The organism is Micromonospora sp. NBS 11-29 (assembly GCF_002140155.1).
In the GTDB taxonomy this organism is placed as follows: Bacteria; Actinomycetota; Actinomycetes; order Mycobacteriales; family Micromonosporaceae; genus Micromonospora.
In genome coordinates, this window is record NZ_NAPR01000017.1 from 74349 (window position 1) to 98092 (window position 23744).

General features: G+C 74.2%; 17 protein-coding genes and 2 pseudogenes. 7 read left to right on the plus strand and 12 right to left on the minus strand.

The features are described from left to right. Positions 1–151: 151 nt before the first annotated feature. Positions 152–736, minus strand: a complete 585-nt coding sequence (locus B1205_RS21015; RefSeq protein ID WP_176308716.1) for a TetR/AcrR family transcriptional regulator — start codon at positions 734–736, stop codon at positions 152–154. A 164-nt stretch (positions 737–900) separates the two neighbouring features. Here B1205_RS21015 and B1205_RS21020 point away from each other — a divergent pair, with 164 nt between their 5' ends. Together B1205_RS21020 and B1205_RS21025 are read left to right on the plus strand one after the other, a co-directional pair. Beyond that, complete coding sequence (locus B1205_RS21020; protein ID WP_089157178.1) at positions 901–2364, plus strand: MFS transporter; 1464 nt, start codon at positions 901–903, stop codon at positions 2362–2364. Between the two features lie 89 nt (positions 2365–2453). Further along, positions 2454–3992, plus strand: coding sequence for a M1 family metallopeptidase (locus B1205_RS21025; protein WP_089157179.1), 1539 nt, complete (start codon positions 2454–2456; stop codon positions 3990–3992). A 168-nt stretch (positions 3993–4160) separates the two neighbouring features. Here the strand turns inward: B1205_RS21025 and B1205_RS21030 are convergent, their stop codons facing one another. Next, positions 4161–5669 (minus strand): glutamate synthase subunit beta, encoded by a 1509-nt coding sequence (locus B1205_RS21030; protein ID WP_089157180.1) that lies wholly within the window; start codon positions 5667–5669, stop codon positions 4161–4163. Continuing rightward, positions 5662–10265 (minus strand): annotated as a pseudogene (gene gltB, locus B1205_RS21035) (glutamate synthase large subunit). Before gltB ends, B1205_RS21030 begins: the two are co-directional and overlap by 8 nt. Positions 10266–10410: 145 nt before the next feature. Here gltB and B1205_RS21040 point away from each other — a divergent pair. Next, positions 10411–11253, plus strand: a complete 843-nt coding sequence (locus tag B1205_RS21040; protein WP_089157181.1) for a GNAT family N-acetyltransferase — start codon at positions 10411–10413, stop codon at positions 11251–11253. A gap of 25 nt (positions 11254–11278) precedes the next feature. Here the strand turns inward: B1205_RS21040 and B1205_RS21045 are convergent, their stop codons facing one another. The 5 genes from B1205_RS21045 to trpC all read right to left on the minus strand — a co-directional run bounded on the left by B1205_RS21045 (position 11279) and on the right by trpC (position 17129). Then, positions 11279–12466, minus strand: a complete 1188-nt coding sequence (locus B1205_RS21045; protein WP_089157182.1) for an FAD-dependent oxidoreductase — start codon at positions 12464–12466, stop codon at positions 11279–11281. An 11-nt stretch (positions 12467–12477) separates the two neighbouring features. Next, entirely contained in the window at positions 12478–13785 is a 1308-nt protein-coding gene (gene lgt / locus B1205_RS21050) for a prolipoprotein diacylglyceryl transferase (RefSeq protein WP_089157366.1), read from the minus strand. Between the two features lie 494 nt (positions 13786–14279). Continuing rightward, on the minus strand, positions 14280–15083 hold the full coding sequence (trpA, locus tag B1205_RS21055; protein WP_089157183.1) for a tryptophan synthase subunit alpha: 804 nt from the start codon (positions 15081–15083) through the stop codon (positions 14280–14282). Positions 15084–15087: 4 nt separating this feature from the next. Further along, positions 15088–16287 (minus strand): tryptophan synthase subunit beta, encoded by a 1200-nt coding sequence (gene trpB, locus B1205_RS21060; RefSeq protein WP_089157184.1) that lies wholly within the window; start codon positions 16285–16287, stop codon positions 15088–15090. Between the two features lie 38 nt (positions 16288–16325). Then, positions 16326–17129 (minus strand): indole-3-glycerol phosphate synthase TrpC, encoded by an 804-nt coding sequence (trpC, locus tag B1205_RS21065; RefSeq protein ID WP_176308729.1) that lies wholly within the window; start codon positions 17127–17129, stop codon positions 16326–16328. A 437-nt stretch (positions 17130–17566) separates the two neighbouring features. Here trpC and B1205_RS21070 point away from each other — a divergent pair, with 437 nt between their 5' ends. Beyond that, positions 17567–17842, plus strand: coding sequence for a hypothetical protein (locus B1205_RS21070; protein ID WP_089157186.1), 276 nt, complete (start codon positions 17567–17569; stop codon positions 17840–17842). Here the strand turns inward: B1205_RS21070 and B1205_RS21075 are convergent. From B1205_RS21075 to B1205_RS32035, 4 genes and pseudogenes are all read right to left on the minus strand, one after another. Further along, entirely contained in the window at positions 17835–18404 is a 570-nt protein-coding gene (locus B1205_RS21075; RefSeq protein ID WP_089157187.1) for a Trp biosynthesis-associated membrane protein, read from the minus strand. The genes B1205_RS21070 and B1205_RS21075 overlap by 8 nt on opposite strands. Further along, positions 18401–19954, minus strand: a complete 1554-nt coding sequence (locus tag B1205_RS21080; RefSeq protein ID WP_089157188.1) for an anthranilate synthase component I — start codon at positions 19952–19954, stop codon at positions 18401–18403. The genes B1205_RS21075 and B1205_RS21080 overlap by 4 nt, the downstream gene beginning before the upstream one ends. Then, positions 19951–20376 (minus strand): phosphoribosyl-AMP cyclohydrolase, encoded by a 426-nt coding sequence (hisI, locus tag B1205_RS32030; protein WP_089157367.1) that lies wholly within the window; start codon positions 20374–20376, stop codon positions 19951–19953. The genes B1205_RS21080 and hisI overlap by 4 nt, the downstream gene beginning before the upstream one ends. Before the next feature lie 180 nt (positions 20377–20556). Further along, positions 20557–21444, minus strand: a pseudogene (locus tag B1205_RS32035) (hypothetical protein); the annotation flags it as partial. A 27-nt stretch (positions 21445–21471) separates the two neighbouring features. On the opposite strand from B1205_RS32035, the gene B1205_RS21090 reads away from it, so the two are divergent. Genes B1205_RS21090 through B1205_RS21100 form a run of 3 tightly spaced genes read left to right on the plus strand, consistent with a single transcriptional unit; the run spans position 21472 to position 23578 of the window. Then, on the plus strand, positions 21472–22197 hold the full coding sequence (locus B1205_RS21090) for an ABC transporter ATP-binding protein (protein WP_089157189.1): 726 nt from the start codon (positions 21472–21474) through the stop codon (positions 22195–22197). Further along, positions 22194–22949, plus strand: coding sequence for an ABC transporter permease (locus B1205_RS21095; RefSeq protein ID WP_089157190.1), 756 nt, complete (start codon positions 22194–22196; stop codon positions 22947–22949). The genes B1205_RS21090 and B1205_RS21095 overlap by 4 nt, the downstream gene beginning before the upstream one ends. Continuing rightward, a complete protein-coding gene (locus B1205_RS21100) occupies positions 22946–23578 on the plus strand; it encodes a TetR/AcrR family transcriptional regulator (RefSeq protein ID WP_089157191.1) in 633 nt (210 codons plus the stop codon). The genes B1205_RS21095 and B1205_RS21100 overlap by 4 nt, the downstream gene beginning before the upstream one ends. Positions 23579–23744: the final 166 nt, after the last annotated feature.

The window sequence follows — 23744 nt, forward strand, 5'->3', positions numbered from 1 at the left end:
GCCCGGCCTGGCCCGGGTGGCCGGCTCGCGCATGGTCACCTCCGAGTGACGGCGGGTGTCGCACCATTGTCGACACCCCGCGCAACCGGTGACAGGTAAGGAAGGGCCCCTTGTTAACGCATTCGGTAGAGGAGGGGCCCCCTATTAACCTTCAGGCGCGGGGTGGGGGCGGCGGGCGGAGACCGTCCAGCGCGATGGCCAGGACGCGGTCCCGCTGTGCCGAACTGGCGAACTGGTACGCGGTGATGCCGCTGATCAGCCGCACCACGTCGGAGAACTCGGCGTCCGGTCGGGCCACGCCGGCGGCCTGCGCGCGGTGCAGCAGCGGTTCGCCGGCGGCGTAGATCTCGGTGCGACAGGTGCGGAACACCTCGGAGTCGTGCACCAGCTCCTCGGCCAGCGCCCGCTTGGTGCCGGCGTAGGCGACGAAGCGGTGCAGCCAGTTGACCAGGGCGTCCCACGGGTCGAGGTCGGCCAGGTCGGCGGCGGAGTCGCTGAGCGCCCGCACCTCCTCGACGTAGACCGCCTCGAACAGGTCCTGCCGGTTGGGGAAGTTGCGGTAGAGCGTGCCGATGCCCACGCCGGCCCGCCGCGCGATCTGCTCCAGCGACGCACCCGCGCCACCCTCGCCGAACACCTCGCGGGCGGCGGCGATCAGCGCGTCGTAGTTGCGCCGGGCGTCGGCCCGCTTCGGGCGGCGTGCGAAGACCTCGGTGGACTGTTCGACGCTGGCCATGACGTGTGCCACTTCTCCCCTCTTGCAACCGGAGGCACCCCTCCGCTACGTTGGTGGAGGCACCCCTCCGGATAGCGTACTCCGGAGGTTCCGGCCCGACCGTCGCCACCGCCGTATCACCGCGCGAGCGGCGTCAACCTCGTACCGAACGGGAGTCCTCCCACATGATCGACACCTTCCGGCGCGGCTCGCGCCGGATGACGTTCCTGGTCCTCGCGGCCGGCGCCGGCTTCTTCGCGATGCTCCAGTCGCTGATCACCCCGGTGCTGCCCACCATCCAGCACGACCTGCACACCTCGCCGAACACGGTGACCTGGGTGCTGACCGCCTACCTCCTCTCCGCGTCGATCTTCACGCCGATCCTCGGTCGGGTCGGCGACATGGTCGGCAAGGAGCGGATGCTGGTCGTCTCGCTCGCCGCGCTCGCGCTGGGCTGCCTCCTGGCCGCCGTCGCGCCGACCATCGGTGTGCTGATCGCCGCCCGGGTGGTCCAGGGCATCGGCGGCGCCGTCTTTCCCCTGTCGTTCGGCATCATCCGCGACGAGTTCCCCGCCGCCCGGGTCAGCTCGGCGGTCGCGTCGATCTCGGCGGTGGTGGCCGTCGGCGGCGGGCTGGGCGTCGTGCTCGCCGGCCCGATCGTGACCACCCTGGGCTACCGCTGGCTGTTCTGGATCCCACTGGTCGTGGTCGGCCTGACCGCGCTGGCCGCGCACCGGTTCGTGCCACGCTCACCGCTGCGCACGCCGGGCCGGATCAACTGGGCCAGTGCCGTCCTGCTCTCCGGCTGGCTGGTGGCGCTGTTGCTGCCGGTCAGCAAGGGCGCCGCCTGGGGCTGGACCTCGGCACCGGTGGTCGGGCTGCTGGCGCTGGCCGCGGTGCTGGTGGCCGCCTGGCTGACCGTCGAGTCCCGAGCCGTGAACCCGCTGATCGACCTGCGGATGATGCGCCTGCCCGCGGTCTGGACCACCAACCTGGTCGCCCTGCTCTACGGGGCCTCGATGTTCGCCGTCTACGCCTTCCTGCCGCAGTTCACCCAGATCCCCACCAGCGCCGGCTACGGCTTCGGCGCCAGCATCACCCAGGCCGGGCTGCTCATGCTGCCGATGCTGGTCGGCATGTTCGCCGCCGGGCTGCTGGCCGGGCGACTGGAGTCCCGGTTCAGCGCCAAGGCGCAGCTCAGCACCGGCGCGGTGTTCAACGTGGCCGCCGCGGCGATGCTCACCGTCGCGCACGACGCCCGCTGGCAGGTCGGCCTGGCCGGCGGCCTGGTCGGGCTCGGCGTCGGGTTGGCGTTCGCCTCGATGGCCAACCTGATCGTGGGCAACGTCCCGGCCGGGCAGACCGGCGCGGCGACCGGCATGAACGCCAACATCCGCACCATCGGCGGGGCGATCGGCGCGGCACTGGCCAGCACCGTGATCACCGCGAATCCGCAGCCGAGCGGGTTGCCCCGGGAGGCCGGCTTCACCGCCGGATTCCTGCTGCTCACCGGCATCTCACTGGCCGCCGCGCTGGCCACGCTCGCCGTACCCTCCGGGCGTCGCGGGCGGCCCCGGCGGCGTACCGGACCGGCCGTGCCGGACGTGGCACCGGTGCCGGCCGGCACCCTCGCGCCGGTGGGCCGCTGACTGCCCACGAGCCTTCGGGACGGGACCCACACGTTCACATCTGTCGATTAGGTTGGCGGTGCGTACACCCGACGGAGGGAGTCCCACCCGTGCGACGTGCACTCACGGCGGCGATCGCCGCCCTGACCCTCACCACCGCCGGCACCACCCTGACCGGCGCACCCGGCCAGGCCGCCCCGGCCGGATGGGGTCGGCCGCAGGTCTCGGCGGCCACCCCCACGCCGGGCAGCCCGGGGCTGGGCGACAGCTACTTCCCCGACTACGGCAACGGGGGCTACGACGTCGACCACTATGACATCCGGCTGCGTTACGAACCGGCCACCGACCGGCTCAGCGGCACCACCACCATCCTGGCCACCGCCTCGCAGGACCTGTCCCGTTTCAACCTCGACTTCGCGCTCGACGTGGAGTCGGTCCGGGTCAACGGCTGGGTCGCCGGCTTCGCCCGAGCCGGTGATCACGAGCTGGTGGTCACCCCGCCCCGGACGCTGACCACCGGCCAGCAGCTCACCGTCGTGGTCAAGTACGCCGGCATCCCGTCGCAGACCAAGGTCTACGGCTACACCGGCTGGACCCGCACCGCGGACGGCGCGCTCGCCGTCAACGAACCCGAGTCGACCTGGTGGTGGTACCCGAGCAACGACCACCCGAAGGACAAGGCCACCTGGGACATCTCGGTGTCCGTGCCGACCGGCGTCGAGGTGATCAGCAACGGCGTGCAGCCGCGCGACCCGCTGCCCGAGGCCGGCAACCGCACCCGGTGGAGCTGGCGCAGCGTCAAGCCCGGCGCCACCTACCAGTCATTCCTGGCCATCGGGCAGTACGACATCGTCACCGACACCGCGCCGAACGGGCAGCCGGTGGTGAACGCGTACAGCACCACGCTGGGCGAGCGGGGGCCGGCCGCCCGGGCCAGCATCGAACGCACCGCCGAGATCGTCGACTGGGAGAGCGGGGTGTTCGGGCCGTACCCGTTCGAGGCGCAGGGCGGCGTGGCCGGCCCGATCGACGGCATCAGCTTCGCGTTGGAGACGCAGACCCGACCGGTCTACGGCCCCGGCTTCTGGCGACGCGGCGCCAACCCGTACGTGGTGGTGCACGAGAACGCCCACCAGTGGTTCGGCGACTCCGTCTCGGTGGCGGACTGGCGCAACATCTGGCTCAACGAGGGCTTCGCCTCGTACGCCGAGTGGCTCTGGTCCGAGGAGCAGGACGAGGGCACCGCGCAGGAGCTGTTCGACTTCACCTACGACTACTACCCGGCCGACTCGGAGTTCTGGCAGGTGCTCCCCGGTGACCCGGGTGCCGGCCGGGTCTTCGACGACGCGGTCTACGACCGGGGCGCGATGGCGCTGCACCAGATCCGGCTGGCCGTCGGCGACCCGGCGTTCTTCCGGATCCTGCGCACCTGGACGGCCCAGCGCCAGTACGGCAACGGCACCATCGAGCAGTTCCAGGCGCTCGCCGAGCAGGTCTCCGGCCGGGACCTCGACGCGGTGTTCACCACCTGGCTGTTCACCGCCGGCCGCCCCGACCTGGGCGGCACCGCACCGGCCTCGGTGACGGCCCCGGCGCGCCCGGCCTCCGTGTCGAAGATCCGCGCGGCGCACGACCTGCTCCACCGCTGAGAGGGGTAAAGCTGAGCGGGGCCCTGCGTGAGCGGGGCCCCGCTTCACGTCCGCGCCGCCTCGACGGCGCGCCCGTGCCGGTAGGCGAACCAGCGGCGCGAAGGCGCCACCGTCAGGTGTTAAGAAGGGGCCCCGCCTATACCGAAGGCGTTAAGCGGGGGCCCCTCCTTACCTCGCGGCGAGCGGCTGGCGGGCCGGGTCGACCGGGGCGGGCAGCTCGCCCACCCCGCCCAGGTACGCGTGGACGGCCGCCGCGGCGGCCCGCCCCTCGGCGATCGCCCAGACGATCAGCGAGGCGCCCCGGTGCATGTCCCCGGCGACGAAGACCCCGTCGGCGGCGGTCTGCCAGTCGGGGCGGGCGTCGATCGCGCCGCGGCCGTTGCGGGCCACCCCGAGCTGGGTCAGCAGCGGCTGCTCCTCGGTGCCCTCGAAGCCGATCGCGAGCAGCACCAGGTCGGCCGGGATCTCCCGCTCCGAGCCGGGCAGCGGGGTGACGATGCGCCGGCCGTCGACCTTCTCCACGGTCACCTCGGCGATCCGCACGGCCCGGACCTGCCCGGTGCCGTCGTCGACGAACTCCTGCACCGCGGCGGCGAACACCCGCTCGCCGCCCTCCTCGTGCGCCGGGTAGGAGCGCAGCACCCACGGCCAGGTCGGCCACGGGTCCCGGGTGCCGTCCCGCTCGGCCGGCGGCTGCGGGTACAGGTCGAGCTGGTGTACGCCGGCCGCGCCCTGGCGGTGGGCCACGCCGAGGCAATCCGCGGCGGTGTCCCCACCACCGATGATCACCACATGCTTGCCGGCCGCGTCGATCGGTGTGCCGTCGGCCAGCACGGCGAGGGCGGGCCGCCCGTCACCCGCGGCCGCCACCACCCGGTTCGCGGCCACCAGGTGCGCCATCGCCTGGTGCACGCCGCGCAGCGCCCGACCCGGCGTACCCGAGGTGTCCCGGCCCTGCAACGCGCCGCAGGCGAGCAGCACCGCGTCGTGCTCGGCGCGCAGCCGCTCGGCGGTCACGTCGACGCCGACGTTCACCCCGGTGCGGAAGCGCACCCCCTCGGCGGTGAGCTGGGCCACCCGGCGGTCGATGTGCTGCTTCTCCAGCTTGAAGTCCGGGATGCCGTACCGGAGCAGGCCGCCGAGGGCGTCGTCGCGCTCGTACACGGTGACCGTGTGGCCGGCGCGGGCGAGTTGCTGCGCGGCGGCCAGCCCGGCGGGGCCGGAGCCAACCACCGCGACCGAGCGGCCGGTCGGCGCCGACGCGGGCCGGGGCCGCAGGCCGTCGCGGGCCACCGCCGCGTCGGCGATCTCCACCTCGACCTGCTTGATGGTGACCGGCTGCTGACCGCCGAGGCCGAGCACGCAGGCCGCCTCGCACGGCGCCGGGCAGAGCCGGCCGGTAAACTCGGGGAAGTTGTTGGTGGCGTGCAGCGACTCCACCGCCGCGTCCCAGTTGCCGGTGCGGACCAGGTCGTTCCAGTCCGGGATGCGGTTGCCCAGCGGGCAGCCGTCGTGACAGAACGGGATGCCGCAGTCCATGCAACGGGTGGCCTGCTCGCGGATCAGCTCCTCGCCGGCCGGCGGGTAGACCTCCCGCCAGTCGGAGATCCGCACCGGGACCGGACGGCGGGCGGGCAGCCGCCGGTCGTAGCGCAGGAAACCGTTCGGGTCAGGCACGAGCCACCTCCTGGGCGACCACCCGCGGCGCGGGCGGCGCCGGGGTTGGTGAGAGCGCACTCATCACCGCGTCGTCGACGTCGCGGCCGGCGGCTTCGGCGGCCCGCATGATCTCCATGACCCGGCGGTAGTCCCGGGGCACCACGGCGGTGAACTCCTCCACCGCCTCCGGCCAGCGCTTCAGCAGCGCCTCGGCGACCGCCGAGTCGGTCTCGGCGAAGTGCCGCTGGACCAACTCGTGCAACCGGCCGCGTTCCTCGTCGCGCAGCGGCGACAGGTCGACCAGCTCGGCGTTGACCAGCCGCCGGTCGAGCCGGTGCACGAATGCGGTGCCGCCGGACATGCCGGCGGCGAAGTTGCGCCCGGTCGGGCCGAGCACCACCACCGTGCCGCCGGTCATGTACTCGCAGCCGTGGTCGCCGAGGCCCTCGACAACGGCCACCGCGCCGGAGTTGCGCACCGCGAACCGCTCACCGACCCGGCCGCGCAGGAACACCTCGCCGCCGGTGGCGCCGTACAGGATGGTGTTGCCGGCGATGATCTGGTCCTCGGCGCGGCGGCCGGGCTCGGCGTCCGCGCCGACGAACGGCGCGGCGGCGTCCGGCCGGACCACGATCCGCCCACCGGAGAGGCCCTTGCCCACGTAGTCGTTGGCGTCGCCGTGCAGGCGCAGGGTGACCCCGCGCGGCAGGAAGGCGCCGAACGACTGGCCGGCGGTGCCGCGCAGCAGGAACTCGACGGTGTCGTCGGGCAGCCCGGCGCCGCCGAACCGGCGGGTCACCTCCCCGCCGAGCATGGCGCCCACGCTGCGGTGCTCGTTGCGCACCTCGACCTCGACCCGGACCGGGGCGCGGTCACGCAGCGCCGGGCCGGCCAGCGCGATGAGCTGGTTGTCCAGCGCCGCGTCGAGGCCGTGGTCCTGGGCGCGTACGCCCCGGCGGGCCGCCCCCTCGGGCAGCTCGGGCAGGTGCAGGACGCGGCTCAGGTCGAGCCCGTGGCCCTTCCAGTGGTCGATCGCACCCGCCACGTCGAGCAGCTCGGTGTGCCCGATCGCCTCGTCGATGCTGCGGAAGCCCAGCTCGGCCAGGTATCCCCGGACCTCCTCGGCGAGGAAGAGGAAGAAGTTCTCCACGAACTCCGGCTTGCCGGTGAACCGCTCGCGCAGCACCGGGTTCTGGGTGGCGATGCCGACCGGACAGGTGTCCAGGTGGCAGACCCGCATCATCACGCAGCCCTCGACGATCAGCGGTGCGGTGGCGAAGCCGAACTCCTCCGCGCCGAGCAGCGCCGCGACCAGCACGTCCCGGCCCGTCTTGAGCTGGCCGTCGACCTGCACGGTGACCCGGTCGCGCAGCTTGTTGAGCAGCAGCGTCTGCTGCGCCTCGGCCAGGCCCAGCTCCCACGGGGTGCCGGCGTGCTTGAGCGAGTTGAGCGGGGACGCGCCGGTGCCGCCGTCGTGCCCGGAGATCAGGATGACGTCGGCCTTGAGCTTGGCCACGCCGGCCGCCACCGTGCCCACGCCCACCTCGCTGACCAGCTTGACGTGCACCCGGGCGGCCGGGTTGACGCACTTCAGGTCGTGCACGAGCTGGGCCAGGTCCTCGATCGAGTAGATGTCGTGGTGCGGCGGCGGGGAGATCAGGCCGACGCCCGGGGTGGCGTGCCGGGTCCGGGCGATCCACGGCCAGACCTTGTTGCCGGGGAGCTGCCCGCCCTCGCCGGGCTTCGCGCCCTGCGCCATCTTGATCTGGAGGTCGTCCGCGTTGACCAGGTATTCGCTGGTCACACCGAACCGGCCGCTGGCGATCTGCTTGACCGCGGAACGCCGGGCCGGGTCGTGCAGCCGGTCGACGTCCTCACCGCCCTCGCCGGTGTTGGACTTGGCGCCGAGGCGGTTCATCGCGATGGCCAGGGTCTCGTGCGCCTCGNGGCCGGTTCGACCTCGTCCAGCGGCACCGCCGGGCGGACGCCGGTGCGCAGCGTGAACAGCCCGCGCAGCGAGCCCGCGTTCGCGGCCAGCTCGTCGACCTTCGCGGTGTACTGCCGGAAGACGTCGTACTGGCGGCTGCGGGTGGCGTGCTGGAGCAGGAAGACCGTCTCCGGGTTGAACAGGTGCAGCTCACCCTCGCGGCGCCACTGGTACTCGCCGCCGACCTCCAGCCGCTGGCTGGCCTGCGCGCCCGGCGCCGGCCAGGCCAGCGTGTGCCGGGCGGCCACCTCGGCGTGGATCTCGGCCAGCCCGATGCCGCCGATAGTGCTGGGCGTGCCGCGGAAGTAGCGGTCGACCAGGCGGGTGTCCAGGCCGACCGCCTCGAACACCTGGGCGCCGCAGTACGACGACACGGTGGAGATGCCCATCTTGGACATGATCTTCAGGACGCCCTTGCCGAGCGCCTTGACGTAGTTGCGGACCGCCTTCACCGGCTCGACGCCGGCGAGCGCGCCCGTGGAGATCATGTCCTCCACCGACTCGAACGCGAGGTAGGGGTTGACCGCCGCCGCGCCGTACCCGATGAGCACGGCCGCGTGGTGCACCTCGCGGCAGTCGCCGGACTCCACGATCAGCGCCACCTGCGTGCGGGTCTGCTCGCGCACCAGGTGCTGGTGCACCGCGGCGGTGAGCAGCAGCGACGGGATCGGGGCCAGGTCCGCGTTGGAGTCCCGGTCGGAGAGCACCAGGATGCGTACGCCGTCCTCGATCGCCTCGGAGACGTGCCGGCAGATCTCGGTCAGCCGGGCCTTGATGCCGGGGCCGCCGTCGCGGATGCGGTAGAGACCGGAGACCCGGACGGCCTTGAAGCCGGGCAGGTCGCCGTCGTCGTCGATGGAGAGGAGCTTCGCCAGCTCGTCGTTGTCGATCACCGGGTAGGGCAGCACGATCTGCCGACAGCTCGCCGCGCCCGGATCGAGCAGGTTGCCCTCCGGCCCGATGGTGGACGCCAGGCTGGTCACCAACTCCTCCCGGATGGCGTCCAGCGGCGGGTTGGTGACCTGCGCGAAGAGCTGGTGGAAGTAGTCGTAGAGCAACCTCGGCCGGGTGGACAGCGGCGCGATCGGGGTGTCGGTGCCCATCGAGCCGAGCGGCTCCGCACCACTGCGGGCCATCGGGCCGAGCAGGATCTTCAGCTCCTCCTCGGTGTAGCCGAAGGTCTGCTGCCGGCGGCGCACCGAGTCGTGGGTGTAGACGACGTGCTCGCGCGGCGGCAGGTCGTCCAGCTCGATCAGGCCGGCGTGCAGCCACTCCTGATAGGGCTGCGCGGCGGCCAACTCGGTCTTGATCTCGTCGTCGGAGACGATCCGGCCGTTGACGGTGTCGACCAGGAACATCCGGCCCGGCTGGAGCCGACCCTTGGCGACCACCGTGGCCGGGTCGAGGTCGAGCACGCCCGCCTCGCTGCCCAGCACCACCAGACCGTCGGCGGTGTGCCACCAGCGGCCCGGACGCAGCCCGTTGCGGTCCAGCACCGCGCCGACGATCTCGCCGTCGGTGAATGCGACCGAGGCGGGGCCGTCCCACGGCTCCATCAGGCTGGCGTGGAAGCGGTAGAACGCGCGCTTGTCGGCGCGCATGTCCGGGTCGTTCTCCCACGCCTCGGGGATCATCATCAGCACCGCGTGCGGCAGGCTCCGCCCGGCCAGGTGCAGCAGCTCAAGGACCTCGTCGAAGTTGGCCGAGTCGGACGCGGCCGGGGTGCAGACCGGGAAGACCCGGCGGATGTTGCCCGGGATGCCCGGGCTGCGTAGGAGGGCCTCCCGCGCCTGCATCCAGTTGCGGTTACCGCGGATCGTGTTGATCTCGCCGTTGTGCGCGATGAAGCGGTACGGGTGCGCCAGCGGCCAGGACGGGAACGTGTTGGTGGAGAAGCGCGAGTGGACCAGGGCGATGGCGCTGGTCACCCGCTCGTCGGTCAGCTCCGGGTAGAACGCCGGGAGCTGGTCCGGGGTGAGCATCCCCTTCCACACCATGGTGCGGCCGGACAGCGACGGGAAGTAGGCCGGCACGCCCCGCTCGGCGGTCTCCCGCTCGACCTGCTTACGCAGGCAGAACGCCACCCGGTCCAGGTCGATCCCGGTCAGTGGGGAGCCGGCCGGGCCGGCGGGCGAGCCGGTCAGCCGGCGCGCGGCCAGGAAGAGCTGCCGGACCCGGGGCATCGCCGCGAGCGCGGTCTCCCCCAGGTCGGACGGATCGGTCGGCACCTCCCGCCAGCCGAGCACGTCCGCGCCCTCGACCAGCGCGTACTTGTCCACCACCTGGCGGGCGCGGGCCTCGGCGGCGTCGTCGTCGGGAAGGAAGACCAGGCCGGTGGCGTACTGGCCGGCGGGGGGCAGCGGGAAGCCGACCGTCGCGCGCAGGAACGCGTCCGGCACCTGGATCATGATCCCGGCGCCGTCGCCGGTGTTGTGCTCCGCGCCCCGGGCGCCCCGGTGGTCCAGCCGGCACAGCGCGCCGAGGCCGTTCGCGACGACCTGGTGCGAGCGGCGCCCGTGCAGGTCGGCCACGAAGGCCACTCCGCAGGCGTCGTGCTCGTGCGCGGGGTCGTAGAGCCCGGTCGTCGGCGGGGCCGGTTGCGGGCTGTGAGGGTACGGAAAGGCCACCGGGCCTCCTGTCGTCACTCAGGTTGGATCATGGTGGGGACGACGTCGGCCCGCTGGGGTTTATTGAGTCTACGTTAGGGCTTGTAGCGCAAGGCCAGTTCAGATTGATCACACTTCCAGATGGTGGGACGTGTAGTCTCGCGCGGTGGATGTCGTACGAGCGGACGCACTCGACCGGTTGGAGCGGTTCTACGACGCGGTGCCCCGCGACGTCGCCCGGACGGAGGAGTACGGCGCCCTGGTGTTGTTCGTCCGCGACGGGGCCGGTTGGCCGTTCTACGCCCGCCCCCGCCTCGACGCCACCGAACCACCCTCGCTGGCCGACGTGACCGCCGTCCGCACCCGACAGCGGGAACTGGGCCTGCCGGAGGCGTTCGAGTGGGTGCACGAGCACCAACCGGCCCTGCTGGCGGTGGCCCGCTCGGCCGGGCTGAGCGTGCTGGAGGCGCCCCTCATGCTGCTCGAACCCGAGCGGTTGCCGGAACCGGGGACGCTCAGCGACGTACCGGTGCGGGTGCTGGACCCCGGCGACCCCGGCTTCGCGGCGGACATCGCGCTGCGGCGGGCCGTCGCCGCGGTCGGCTTCGCCCACGCCGGCACCGCCCGGGGTGAGGCCGGCCCGGCCGAGCGGGACGCCGCCCTCGACCGGCTCGACGTCGACGCGTTGGAGGAGGAGGCGGCCCGGGTGGCCGACGGCCAGCGCGTCTCGGTGCTCGCCGGCACCGCCACGGAGGGAGCGCTGGCCAGCGGCATGGCGATGCGGGTCGGCGACGTGGCGGAGATCGCCGGGGTGGCCACGCTGCCGGCCGCCCGGCGGCGCGGCCTGGGCGCGGCGGTGACCGCCACGCTGGCCCGGGAACTGCGCGCCGCCGACACCGACCTGATCTTCCTGAGCGCGGGCAGCGAGGACATCGCCCGGGTCTACCTGCGGGTCGGCTTCCGTCGGGTCGGCACCGCCTGCATCGCCGAGCCGGCCGCGGTCATCTGAGCGACGCGGGCCCGCACCGGGCCGGTCAGGAGGGCGGCTGCCAGTCGGCGGCGGCCGCGGCGGCGGTGTTGCGCAGCCGAGGGCTGATCGTGCCCAGGGCCGCGTCCCGGGCGCGCAGCGCCAGCCGGCCGCGGGTCTGCAGCACGGCCGACATCCGGCGGGTCTGCCGGACCATGGTGGCCGCGCGGGGCCGGCGCAGCCGGTCGTAGGCGGTCACCGCGTCGGGCAGCCGCGACTCGCGCAGCAGCCCGGCGAGCGTGGCCGCGTCCTCGAACGCGAGGCACGCGCCCTGCCCGAGGTGCGGCGGCATGGCGTGCGCGGCGTCGCCGAGCAGCACCAGACCGCCGGGCCCGACCGGAAAACCGTAGGACCGGGGCAACGGGCGCAGCTCACGGATCTCCTGCTGCACCACGTCGGCCGGGTCGGTCGCCTCCAGCAGCGTGGCGATCGGCGCCGGCCAGCCGGCGAACCAGCGCTTGAGCAGGGCGAGCTGAACGTCCGGCGGCTCCGGGCGGGGCGCCCCGGCCGCGGTTGCCACCCAGTAGATGCCGCCCCGGCGCGACGCCCCGGCGGTGCCCCGCTCGCCGAGCGAGGCGGCCACGAACCGGTAGCCGGCACCCAGCGTCTCGCCGTGCACCGGCTGGTCGTCGGGGAGCTGCGGAGCCCGGTACCAGGGGATGACCGCCCGCCAGGCGGCGCACCCGGAACTCACCACGGCGGTCTCCGGCGCCAGGTGCCGCCGGATCTCGCTGTCGGCGCCGTCGGCCGCCACCACCAGGTCGGCGGAGAACAGCTGCCGGCCGTCGCCCACCGCGGGGCGCTCGCCGGCCGTCGTGCGCACACTCCGCACATTGACCCCGGTACGCAGCTCCACCCGCTCGCCCAGCCCGGCGATGAGCGCGTCGTGCAGGTCCTCCCGGTGCACCACCACCGGCATCCGTTCCGCCGGGGTGGGGCGGGGCTGCACCAACCACTGCCCGTCCGGGCGGCGAATCCCCCCGTCGGGCAGCGGCGTGGCGATCGCGTCCAGCCCGGCGCCGAGCCCGAGGGCGCGCAGCGCGCGGACCCCGTTCGGCCAGAGCACCACGGCGGTCGACTCCGGCCGGACCCGGTCGGCCCGCTCCAGCAGGGTCACCTGCCAGCCCGAGCGGGCCAGCACGCCGGCCACCGCCATGCCGCCGAGGCCCGCGCCGACCACCACCGCGCTGCGCATGACTCCCCCGCTCAGCTGTCCCGGTCCGCCGCGCGCCCGCCGCCGTCCGCCGGGCCGCCGTCCACCTCGGCGCGGTCTGCGCCATCGGCCCCGTCTGCCGCGGAGTGGTCGGCACCGTCGGCCCCGGTGCGGTGGGCGGTCGCGGCACGGTCGGCCTCGGCGGTCGCGGTGCGGTCGGCAGTCGCGGTGCGGTCGGCGTCGGCGGTCGCGGTGCGGTTGCCGGTCAGGGCCTGGTCCGCCGGGACGTCGGCGTTCGCGACGGCGTCGGCCGGGTCGCCGGTCGCCGCCGGGTCCGCCGGGGGCAGCGCACCGGTTTCGCGGTACGTGTGGAACTGCTCCTCGGTCACCACCCGGTAGCCCTCCGGAGCCACCGCCCGGGGACCGGCCTCGCCGGCGGAGAGGTCGACCTGGGACACGTCACCGGCCGGCGGAGCGGGAACGGCGGGGCCCGGCTCGCCCACCGGGACGAGGAACTCCCGGGGACCGCGGACCCGGACGAAGTAGGCGAGCGCACCGAGGAAGACCAGTGCCGCGGTCCAGACGTTCAGGCGTACGCCGAGGATGTGGTTGGCCTCGTCGGTGCGCATCAGCTCGATCCAGAACCGGCCCGCCGTGTAGCCCATCACGTAGAGCGCGAAGGCCCGGCCACGGCCCAACCGCAGCTTCCGGTCGAGGACCAGCACCAGCGCGGCGACACCGACGTTCCAGAGCAATTCGTAGAGGAACGTCGGATGGTAGAGACCGGGTCGCAGGACCGCCGCGCCGGTGTCGTCGCGCAGCGCGTGGCCCGGATTGTCCGGGTCCATGACGTGCACCTCGAGCCCCCACGGCAGGCTGGTGCGCCCGCCGTACAACTCGTTGTTGAACCAGTTGCCGAGCCGGCCCACGGCCTGGGCCAGCGGCATCCCCGGCGCCAGCGCGTCGGCGATCACGGTGAGCGGGATGCCGAGCTGCCGGGCGGCGAACCAGGCGCCGACCGCGCCGCCGGCCACCGCGCCCCAGATGCCGAGGCCGCCCTCCCAGATGGCGAACGCCTTGAGCGGCTCGCCGCCGGCGCCGAAGTATTTCTCCGGCGAGGTGAGCACGTGGTAGATCCGGGCCCCGATGATGCCCGCCGGCACCGCCCAGACCGCGATGTCGAGCACCGCACCCGGGGCGACGCCCCGGCGGCGCAGCCGATACTCGGTGACCACGCAGGCCACCACGATGCCGGCGATGATGCAGAGCGCGTACGCCCGGATCGGAACCGGACCGAGCTGCCAGACGGCGGTGCTGGGGCTCGGCATGGCCGCCAGGGAAGTCATCGGGGCGAGGGTCACGGATGCACACGGTACCGGTGCGAACCGGATGTGCGGCACCCCGGTCCGCGCCGCCGCGCGTCGCCGGACGGCCGACCGGGCGGTCCGGCGATCGACGGGTGCGCGGCCCAACGGCGTGAACGGCCCAACGGCATGAGCGGCCGAACGGGGATCGCGCGAGGCGGTGGTCGCGCGAGGCGACCCGGTCGCGGGAGGCGCCGACGTCGCGCAGGTGGGGCGATCCTCCCTCACCCGCTTTCGAGCTGAGCTCAGGAACGACTCGGCGGGCGTCGGGCTGCCGTGCCGCCCAAGATCGGCCGCCACATCGCCGAACTGGCGGGGTCCGAGTCGGCCCGACCACGCCACTTCGGTGAAACGAAGTCGATCATGCGGCTCGGAGACCGTTTTCCGGTGCCGTTGGGACGTCGGAACCGTCACCGCACTGGGACCGAAAACCCCCCGCCGGCACCGGACGAGCCGGGGGACGCCCGCGACAGCGGGCGGACCGGGGACCCTCAGCGGGCCGGGTTGCGGACGCCCTCGGCGAGTTCGGCGCTGAGCTTGCGCAAAGCGGTCAGGCCGGCGGCCTGGTCCGGGGCGTCGAGTACGCACCGGACGAGGGCGCTGCCCACGATCACCGCGTCGGCGTACCCGGCGACGGTGGCGGCCTGCGCGCCGGTGCCGACGCCCAGCCCGACCCCGATCGGCAGGTCGGTGACCTCGCGCAGCCGGGAGACCAGGACGGGGGCCGCGTCGGAGGTCTGCGCGCGGGCGCCGGTGACGCCCATCAGCGCGGTGGCGTAGACGAAACCACGGCAGTTCTCGACGGTCATCTTCAGGCGCGCGTCGGTGGAGGACGGCGACACCAGGAACGTCCGGTCCAGGCCGTGCGCGTCGGAGGCGGCCAGCCACTCGGCGGCCTCGTCGGGGATCAGGTCCGGCGTGATGAGCCCGGTGCCGCCGGCGGCGGCCATGTCCCGGGCGAACGCGTCGGGGCCGTACTGCTCGATCGGGTTCCAGTAGGTCATCGTGACCACCGACGCCCCGGTCGCCGCGACCGCCTCGACCACGCGCAGCGTGTCCGCGGTGCGTACGCCGCCGGCCAGCGCGATGTCGCTGGCCCGCTGGATGACCGGGCCGTCCATCACCGGGTCGGAGTAGGGGATCTCCACCTCGATGACGTCGACGCCCGCCTCGACCATGGCGGTCATGGCGGCGATGCTGCCCTCGACGGTCGGGAAGCCGGCCGGCATGCAGCCGACCAGCACGGCCCGCCCGTCGGCGCGGGCCTTGTCGAAGGCGACCCCGATGCGGCTCACGCTGTCACTCCTTGTCGAGGATGCCGAAGTACGCCCCGGCGGTGTGCACGTCCTTGTCGCCCCGGCCGGAGAGGTTGACCACGATCACCGGCTCGCGGCCCAGCTCGGCGGCGAGNNNCGCGTGCGCGCTCTCGATCGCCGGGATGATGCCCTCGGTGCGGCAGAGCAGCTCGAACGCGGCCATCGCCTCGGCGTCGTCGACCGGCAGGTAGGTGGCCCGGCCGGTGTCGTGCAGCCAGGCGTGTTCCGGCCCGACGCCCGGGTAGTCGAGGCCGGCCGAGATCGAGTGCGACTCGATGGTCTGGCCGTCGGCGTTCTGCAGCACGTACGTCCGGGTGCCGTGCAGCACGCCCGACGAGCCGCCGGTGATGCTGGCGGCGTGCCGGCCGCTCGCGACGCCCTCGCCGCCGGCCTCGAAGCCGTAGAGGCGCACCTCGGCGTCGGGCACGAAGGCGTGGAAGATGCCCAGCGCGTTGGAGCCGCCGCCGACGCAGGCGGCGACCGCGTCCGGCAGCCCGCCGGTCAGGTCCAGGCACTGCTGGCGGGCCTCCACGCCGATGCCGCGCACGAAGTCCCGGACCATCTCCGGGAACGGGTGCGGCCCGGCGGCGGTGCCGATCAGGTAGTGGGTGTCGTCGACGTTGGCGACCCAGTCGCGCATCGCCTCGTTCATCGCGTCCTTGAGCGTGCGCGAGCCGGCGGTGACCGGGACGACGGTGGCGCCGAGCATCCGCATCCGGGCCACGTTGAGCGCCTGCCGTTCGGTGTCCACCTGGCCCATGTAGACGACGCACTCCAGGTCGAACAGGGCGGCGGCGGTGGCGGTGGCGACGCCGTGCTGGCCGGCGCCGGTCTCCGCGATCACCCGCCGCTTGCCCATGCGCCTGGTGAGCAGCGCCTGACCGAGCACGTTGCGGACCTTGTGGGCGCCGGTGTGGTTGAGGTCCTCCCGCTTGAGCAGGATCCGCGCCCCCACCTGGGCGGAGAGCCGCCGGGCCTCGTACAGCTCCGACGGGGTGCCGGCGTAGTCGCGCAGCAGGGCGTCGAACTCGGCGAGGAACTCGTCGTCGCCCATCGCCTTGCGGTACGCCGCGTCCAGCTCGTCGAGCGCGGCGACCAGCGCCTCGGGGACGAACCGGCCGCCGAACCGGCCGAAGTGACCGGCGGCGTCGGGGACCTGGCCGGCTGCGGGTGCGGCGCTCATCGCGGGCGTCCTCTCGGTTCGGGGTGGCCCGGCGCGGGTCAGCGCACCGGGCGGGGCGTGGCCGGGTGGTTGCCGGCGTTGACCAGCTCGGCGACCGCCTCGCGGGGGCTCTTCTGGGTGACCAGGCCCTCGCCCACCAGGACGGCGTCGGCACCGGCCGAGGCGTACCGGATCAGGTCGTGCGGGCCGCGCACGCCGGACTCCGCGATCTTGACGACGCTGCTCGGCAGGCCGGGCGCGATCCGTTCGAACACCGAGCGGTCGACCTCCAGGGTACGCAGGTCGCGGGCGTTGACGCCGATCACCTGCGCGCCGGCCTCCAGGGCGCGGTCCGCCTCTTCCTCGGTGTGCACCTCGACCAGCGCGGTCATGCCCAGGGACTCGATCCGCTCCAGCAGCCCGACCAGCGCGTTCTGCTCCAGCGCGGCGACGATCAGCAGCACCAGGTCGGCGCCGTGCGCGCGGGCCTCGTGCACCTGGTAGCTGGAGACCACGAAGTCCTTGCGCAGCACCGGCACCTTCACCGCGGCCCGGACGGCGGCCAGGTCGTCCAGCGAGCCGCCGAACCAGCGACCCTCGGTCAGCACGCTGATCGCCCGTGCGCCGCCGGCCGCGTACTCGCCGGCCAGGTCGGCCGGGTCGGCGATCTCGGCCAGCTTTCCCTTGGACGGCGACGAGCGCTTCACCTCGGCGATCACGGCCACGCCGGGCCGGCGCAGCGCCGCGTACGCGTCCAGCGGTGGAGGTGCGGCGGCGGCGAGGTCACGGATCCGCTCCAGCGGGATCTGCTCCTGCCGCCGGGCCACGTCCTCGCGCACGCCGGCCAGGATCTCGTCGAGCACGCCTGCGGACGGCGCCGCTCCGGCGTCGTCCCCCTCCGCGTGCGCATGCTCAGCAGTCACCAACGGACTCCCCTCTCCGGGTGTCATGGGCCGATGCTAGGGGGCGCCACCTGGCGACATGTGCCGGGGGGTATGGCGCACCTCACCACATGGACTGTGGCATGATGGCCGACTTCCGGTGAACGCGGTGTCACGCAGCGCCACCACATGCATCGACCTTCACCCATGCCCTATCTCACCACGACCGGGCCCGGGCCGCAGGGCGGCTCCCGCTGTGACGAAGGTCAAGGACCTTCGGCCCGCCCCAGGTCGCCCCGGCTGTCGGACCGTTGACCTGGGCTTCACGGCGACGAAACGTGAACCCGGCAGCATCGTCGCAGGGCAGACTCGTCGAGGCGGCTGCCGACCGTCACCAACGATCTCGTGTGGGGTGAACCATGAACGCCAACGGGCCGAACCAGAGCATCGGGTTGACCACCATCTCCCGGACCGTCGCGTCGCTCGCCGTCGGCGTGGTGCACACGCTCGAACGGGCCGTCGCCGGCGACGGCCGCACGCGCACCGCCCAGGGCAACGCCTGGGAGGCGGTCTGCGCCGACCGGGCCCGGGCCGAGCAGCGCCGCGAACTGGAGCGGCTGGTGGGCGAGCTGGCCGCCGCCCGGGCCGCGGCCCGCCGTCGGCGTGACACGCGCGAGGCCCAGCCGGTCAGCTGACCGTCGGGTCCTCACCCCGGTCCAGCGCGTCCCACGCGTCCCGGGTGCCCCGGTCGACCGCCGGCCGATCGTCGCCCGGCCCGGCCGGGCCCGCCCGGCGCTCGTATCGGGCGCCCATCGCCGGCCAGCCACCGCCGCGCCAGCCGGTGACGGCACCGCCGGCCGCCAGGGCCAGCCCGCCGGCCAGCACCAGCGCCGGCCACTGCCGGCTCACCCCGGCCTCGGTGAGCCCGACGCCGCCGCCCACCGCGACGGCCAGCCCGACGCCGGCCAGCAGCACGCCGAGCAGCCGGCGCAGCCGGCCCCGGGTCGCCAGGACCGCGCCGCCGCCGGCCAGCCCGACGTAGGCCAGCGCCGACACCCACGGCAGCAGCTCCGCGCCGGTGCGGGTCCGCTCACCGGGCGGCAGGGCACCGCGGCTGGTCACCTCCACCGACCAGCTCCGGGTCACCGCCCAGGCGGCCAGGCCCGCGCCGGCCAGGCAGAGCAGCACCGCGTACGCCAGCTCGCGTCGGACCCGCGCGGCGGGTGGGCCGGTCGCGGTGGTGTCGGTGGTGCTCACCGGGCCGGTCGCAGCGTCTCGGCGGCGGCGATCGCGGCGAGCACCGCGGCGGCCTTGTTCCGGGTCTCCTGGTCCTCCGCGGCGGGATCGGAATCGGCCACCACCCCGGCCCCGGCCTGCACGTAGGCGCGGCCGTCGCGGATCAACGCGGTCCGGATGGCGATCGCCATGTCCAGGTCGCCGCCGAAGGCGAAGTAGCCGACGGTGCCGCCGTAGACGCCGCGGCGTACCGGTTCCAGCTCCTCGATGATCTCCATGGCGCGGACCTTGGGCGCGCCGGAGAGCGTGCCGGCCGGGAACGTCGCGGCCAGCGCGTCGAACGCGGTGCGGTCGTCGCGCAGCTCGCCGACCACCGTGGAGACGATGTGCATGACGTGGCTGTAGCGCTCGATGGTGGCGAACTCCGGCACCTCGACCGTGCCCGGCCGGCAGACCCGGCCCAGGTCGTTGCGGCCCAGGTCGACCAGCATGACGTGCTCGGCGCGCTCCTTCGGGTCGGCGAGCAGCTCGGCGGCGAGCCGGGCGTCGCCCTCGGGCGAGCCGCCGCGCGGCCGGGTGCCGGCGATCGGGTGCAGCAGCGCCCGGCGTCGCCCGTCCGGGCCGGCGCTGACCTTGAGGTGCGCCTCCGGCGAGGAGCCGACGATGTCGAAGCCGTCGAAGCGCAGCAGGTACATGTACGGGCTGGGGTTGGTGGTGCGCAGCACCCGGTAGACGTCGAGCGGGTCGGCGTCGGTGGGGCGTTCGAAGCGCTGGCTGAGCACGATCTGGAAGCACTCGCCGGCCCGGATCGCCTCCTTGGCCGCCTCCACCGCCTTGGGGTAGCCGCCCTCGGGCGTCCGGCTGACCACCTCGCCGACGCCCGGCCGGTCGACCGTCGAGACCATGGGCGGAATCGGTCGGGACAGCGCGGTGGTCATCGCGTCCAGGCGGCCCACCGCGTGGTGGTACGCCGCGGTCACCCGCTCCGGTCGGTCGGGCGTGTCGAGCGGGGGCAGCACCGCGTTGGCGACCAGGATCGCCGAGCCCTCGTAGTGGTCGAGGACCACCAGGTCGGTGGCGAGCATCATGCCCAGCTCGGGCACGTCCAACTCGTCCTCGGTCAGCTCGGGCAGCCGCTCGAAGCGGCGGACCAGGTCGTACCCGAGGTAGCCGACCAGGCCCCCGGTGAGCGGCGGCATGTCGCCGGTCGGGTCCCAGGCCGGGCCGGCGAGCGCGGCGACGGACTCCCGGAGCACGGTGACCGGGTCACCGGCGGTGGGCACGCCGGGCGGCGGCGTGCCGGTCCACCGGGCCGCGCCGTCGCGCTCGGTGAGCGTGGCGACGCTGCGGACGCCGATGAACGAGTAACGCGACCAGGCCGTGCCGGCCGAGCCGAGGCCCTGCTCGGCGGACTCCAGCAGGAACGTGCCGGGGCCGCCGGCGAGCTTGCGGTAGACGCCGACCGGCGTCTCCGCGTCGGCGAGCAGCCGGCGGGTGACCGGCACGACCCGCCAGCGGTCGGCCAGCTCGGTGAAGGTGGACCGGTCCGGGGTCACCGCGCCGTCGGTCATCGGGTCGCCTCCGGGGAGCTGACCGGCAGGTCGGTGAAGAAGCAGGTCCGGTGCCCGGTGTGGCAGGCCGCGCCGACCTGCTCCACGCTGACCAGCAGCGCGTCGCCGTCGCAGTCCAGCGCCACGGAGCGAACGTACTGGTGGTGGCCGGAGGTGGCGCCCTTGACCCAGTACTCCCTGCGGCTGCGCGACCAGTAGGTGGCCCGGCCGGTGGTGAGCGTGCGGTGCAGCGCCTCGTCGTCCATCCAGGCGACCATCAGCACCTCGCCGGAGTCGTGCGCGCGGACCACGGCGGCGACCAGGCCGTCCGGGCCGCGTCGGAGCCGGGCCGCGATGGCCGGGTCGAGCCGGGAGGGGCGGGCCGGGCCGGGGGCCGCGGTGCGGGCGGGGGCGCCGGGCGGCGGCGCGTCAGAGGCGGGCACGGTTGACCATTCTCCCGCATGCGGCCCCGGCACCGCCGACGTGTCCCGGGGGGCGGGCGTCACGGCCTGAAGCGCCCGGCCCAACTGCCCGAGGTAGCGGTCCACCCGGCCGTCGACCAGCGCCCGCGCCAGGTCCGCGCCGGCCACCGCGGCGACCTCCCCGGCGTACGGGCGGACGAGCGGGACGATCCCGGTGACCAGTCGACCGGCGGCGGCGCCGACCTCGCCCGGGTCGCCCGCGCGCAACCCGAGGCAGCGCAGCATGTCGGCGCGGTAGCCGGGCGGGGCGACCGGCAGGTCCAGCGCGGCGGTCAGGGCGTCCCGGCGGGAGACCACCCGGACCGACGGGTTGGCCAGGCGCAGCACCGAGGGGCAGAGCCGGGCCAGGTCGGCGGCGGCGAGCCGGACGCCGACCGGGTCGCCGGCCCAACGCGCCCCGGCCACCTTGCCCAGCGCGGCGATCAACTCCTCCAGGCGCGGCTCGTCGGCGGGCTGGCAGAGCACCGGCAGGTCGATCCGGCGACGCCACTCCGGCACCGCCCAGAGCAGCCGGGCGGGCGCGGTGACGGGGAGCCCGAACGCCCAGTCGGCGGGCTGGCCGAGCCGGCGCACCCAGGAGCGGACGTCCCGGGCGGCCACCGAGACGTGCACCAGCCGGCCGTCGAACTCGGTCAGGTAGGCCCGGCGGGCGGCGTACGGGCCGGCGCGGTGGACCGGGGTCGCCGCGTCCGGCGATTGGGCGGGACGGTCGTCGTCGGTCGCGACGAGCACGTCCACGTCGACGTCGCTGTGTTCGGTGGCGGCCCGCCGGGCGTGGCTGCCCCGCAGCATGATCCCGACGACCGGCCGGTCCGCGGCATGGCGCAGGCGGGTGGCCCACTCGTCGAGGAACCCGGAATCGGGCAGCGAAGCGGGACTCACCGCGACATGGTGCCGGAAGTCCGATCTCCGGCGCAATGACCGTTGGCGGACCCGGTGTCCGGTGGTGAAGGCTTTCAGCCCAGTTTCTCCTCCGCCCGCCCGCGCGCGATTGATTCGCCGCCACAATTCACCTAGCGTTGATTTCATCGCTTGATGAATTCTTGGGAGGCGGCCATGGACGACGCGGTGGCGGTCCGTGACCTGGTGGTCGACCGGGGTGGACGGCGGGTGCTGCACGGCATCAGCTGCGCCGTGCCCCGGGGCCGGGTCACCGGGTTGCTGGGGCCCAGCGGCAGCGGAAAGACCACCCTGATGCGCGCCGTGGTCGGAGTGCAGACGGTCGGCGCCGGCACGGTCGCCGTGCTCGGCCGACCCGCCGGCTCGGCCGAACTGCGCCGCCGGGTCGGCTACCTGACGCAGGCGCCCAGCGTCTACGCCGACCTGACGGTCCGGGAGAACGCCCGCTACTTCGCCGTACTCCAGGGGCGGGGCCGGGCCGACGCCGACCGCGCGGTGACCGACGTCGGCCTGGCCTCGGCGGCCGACCAGCTCGTCGGCTCGCTCTCCGGCGGCCAGCGCAGCCGTGCCTCCCTGGCCTGCGTCCTGGTCGGCGAGCCGGAACTGGTCGTCCTCGACGAACCCACGGTCGGGCAGGACCCGGTGCTGCGGGCCGACCTGTGGGCCCGGTTCCACGCCATGGCCGCCGCCGGCACCACGCTGCTGGTCTCCAGCCACGTCATGGACGAGGCGGCCCGCTGCGACCGGCTGCTGCTGATTCGCGAAGGTCGACTGGTCGCCGACGACACCCCGGCCGCGATCCGCGCCGCCACCGGTGTGGACGACCTGGAGGAGGCGTTCCTGCGCCTGATCCGCGACGGCGAGCGGGAGGCGGGCTCGTGACCGGGCGGATCCTGGCCGCCACGACCGCGCGGATCCTGCGCCAGCTCCGGCACGACCGGCGTACCGTGGCGCTGCTCGTCGTGGTGCCCAGCGTGCTGCTCGCCCTGGTCTATTTCATGTACGTCGACCAGCCCACCCCGCCGGGTGGCCCGAGCACGTTCGACCGGGTCGCGTTGATCATGCTGGGCTTCTTCCCGTTCATCATCATGTTCCTCGTGACCAGCATCGCCATGCTGCGCGAACGCACCTCCGGCACGTTGGAACGGCTGCTCACCACCCCGCTGGGCAAGCTCGACCTGCTCTTCGGCTACGGCATCGCGTTCGGCCTGGCCGGGGTGGCGCAGTCAAGCGTCGCGTCGCTGGTGGCCTACCTGGTGTTCGGGCTGGACACCGCCGGCAGCCCGTGGCTGGTCGTCCTGATCGCCGGCGTGAACGCGGTGCTCGCCGTGGCGCTCGGCCTGTTCTGCTCGGCGTTCGCCCGCACCGAGTTCCAGGCGGTGCAGTTCATGCCGGTGGTGGTCGCCCCGCAACTGCTGCTCTGCGGGCTGTTCGTGCCCCGCGGGCAGATGGCCGGCTGGCTCCAGGCGGTCAGCGACGCGCTGCCGCTGTCGTACGCGGTCGAGGCGCTCCAGGAGGTCGGCGCGCACCCCGAACCGACCGGCACCATGTGGCGCGACATCGCGATCGTGGCCGGGGCGGCGCTGGCGGCGCTGGTGCTGGCCGCCGCGACGCTGCGCCGGCGCAGCGGATGAGCCCGCGCCGCGACGCCGCCGAGCCGACCCGCTCGCGCCGCACCGGGCGGCGGCCCGGCAGCCCGGACACCCGGGAGGCGATCCTCGCCGCGGCCCGGGACGCGTTCGCCGAGCGGGGCTTCGACGCCACCACGATCCGGACCGTCGCCGCCGCCGCCGGGGTGGACCCGGCGCTGGTGCACCACTACTTCGGCACCAAGGAGGAGCTGTTCCGGGCCGCCATGGCGATCCCCGTCGACCCGGCCGAGCTGGTGCCGCGGGTGCTGGCCGGCGGCCGCGACGAGGTCGGCGAACGGCTGGTCCGCACGTTCCTGACCGTGTGGGACTCGCCGGTGGGCGCCGCCGCGGTGGCGCTGCTCCGCTCCGCGGTGAGCAACCAGTGGACCGCCCGCCTGCTGCGCGAGTTCCTGACCACCCAGATCCTGCGCCGGGTCGTCGACCAGCTCGACCTCGACCCGGCCGAGGTTCCGCTGCGGGGCGGTCTGGTGGCCACCCAGATCGCCGGCCTGGCCCTGATGCGGTACGTGATCCGCCTGGAACCGGTCGCGTCCGCCTCCCCGGACACGCTGGCCGCCACCGTCGGCCCGACCGTCCAGCGCTACCTCACCGGCCCGCTGGAGGCGAGCTGAGCGACGGGGATCGGCCGCCGTGGCAGAAGCTCCGAAACGGCCTACGAACTTGATGGCGTACATGCATCACCCGGCGTCCGTCGCCGCGACCGCCCTGAACCGGATACGCCATCAAGTTTGCAGGCCGACGAGAGGGCAACGTCTCCGACCGGAGACGACCGGGAAA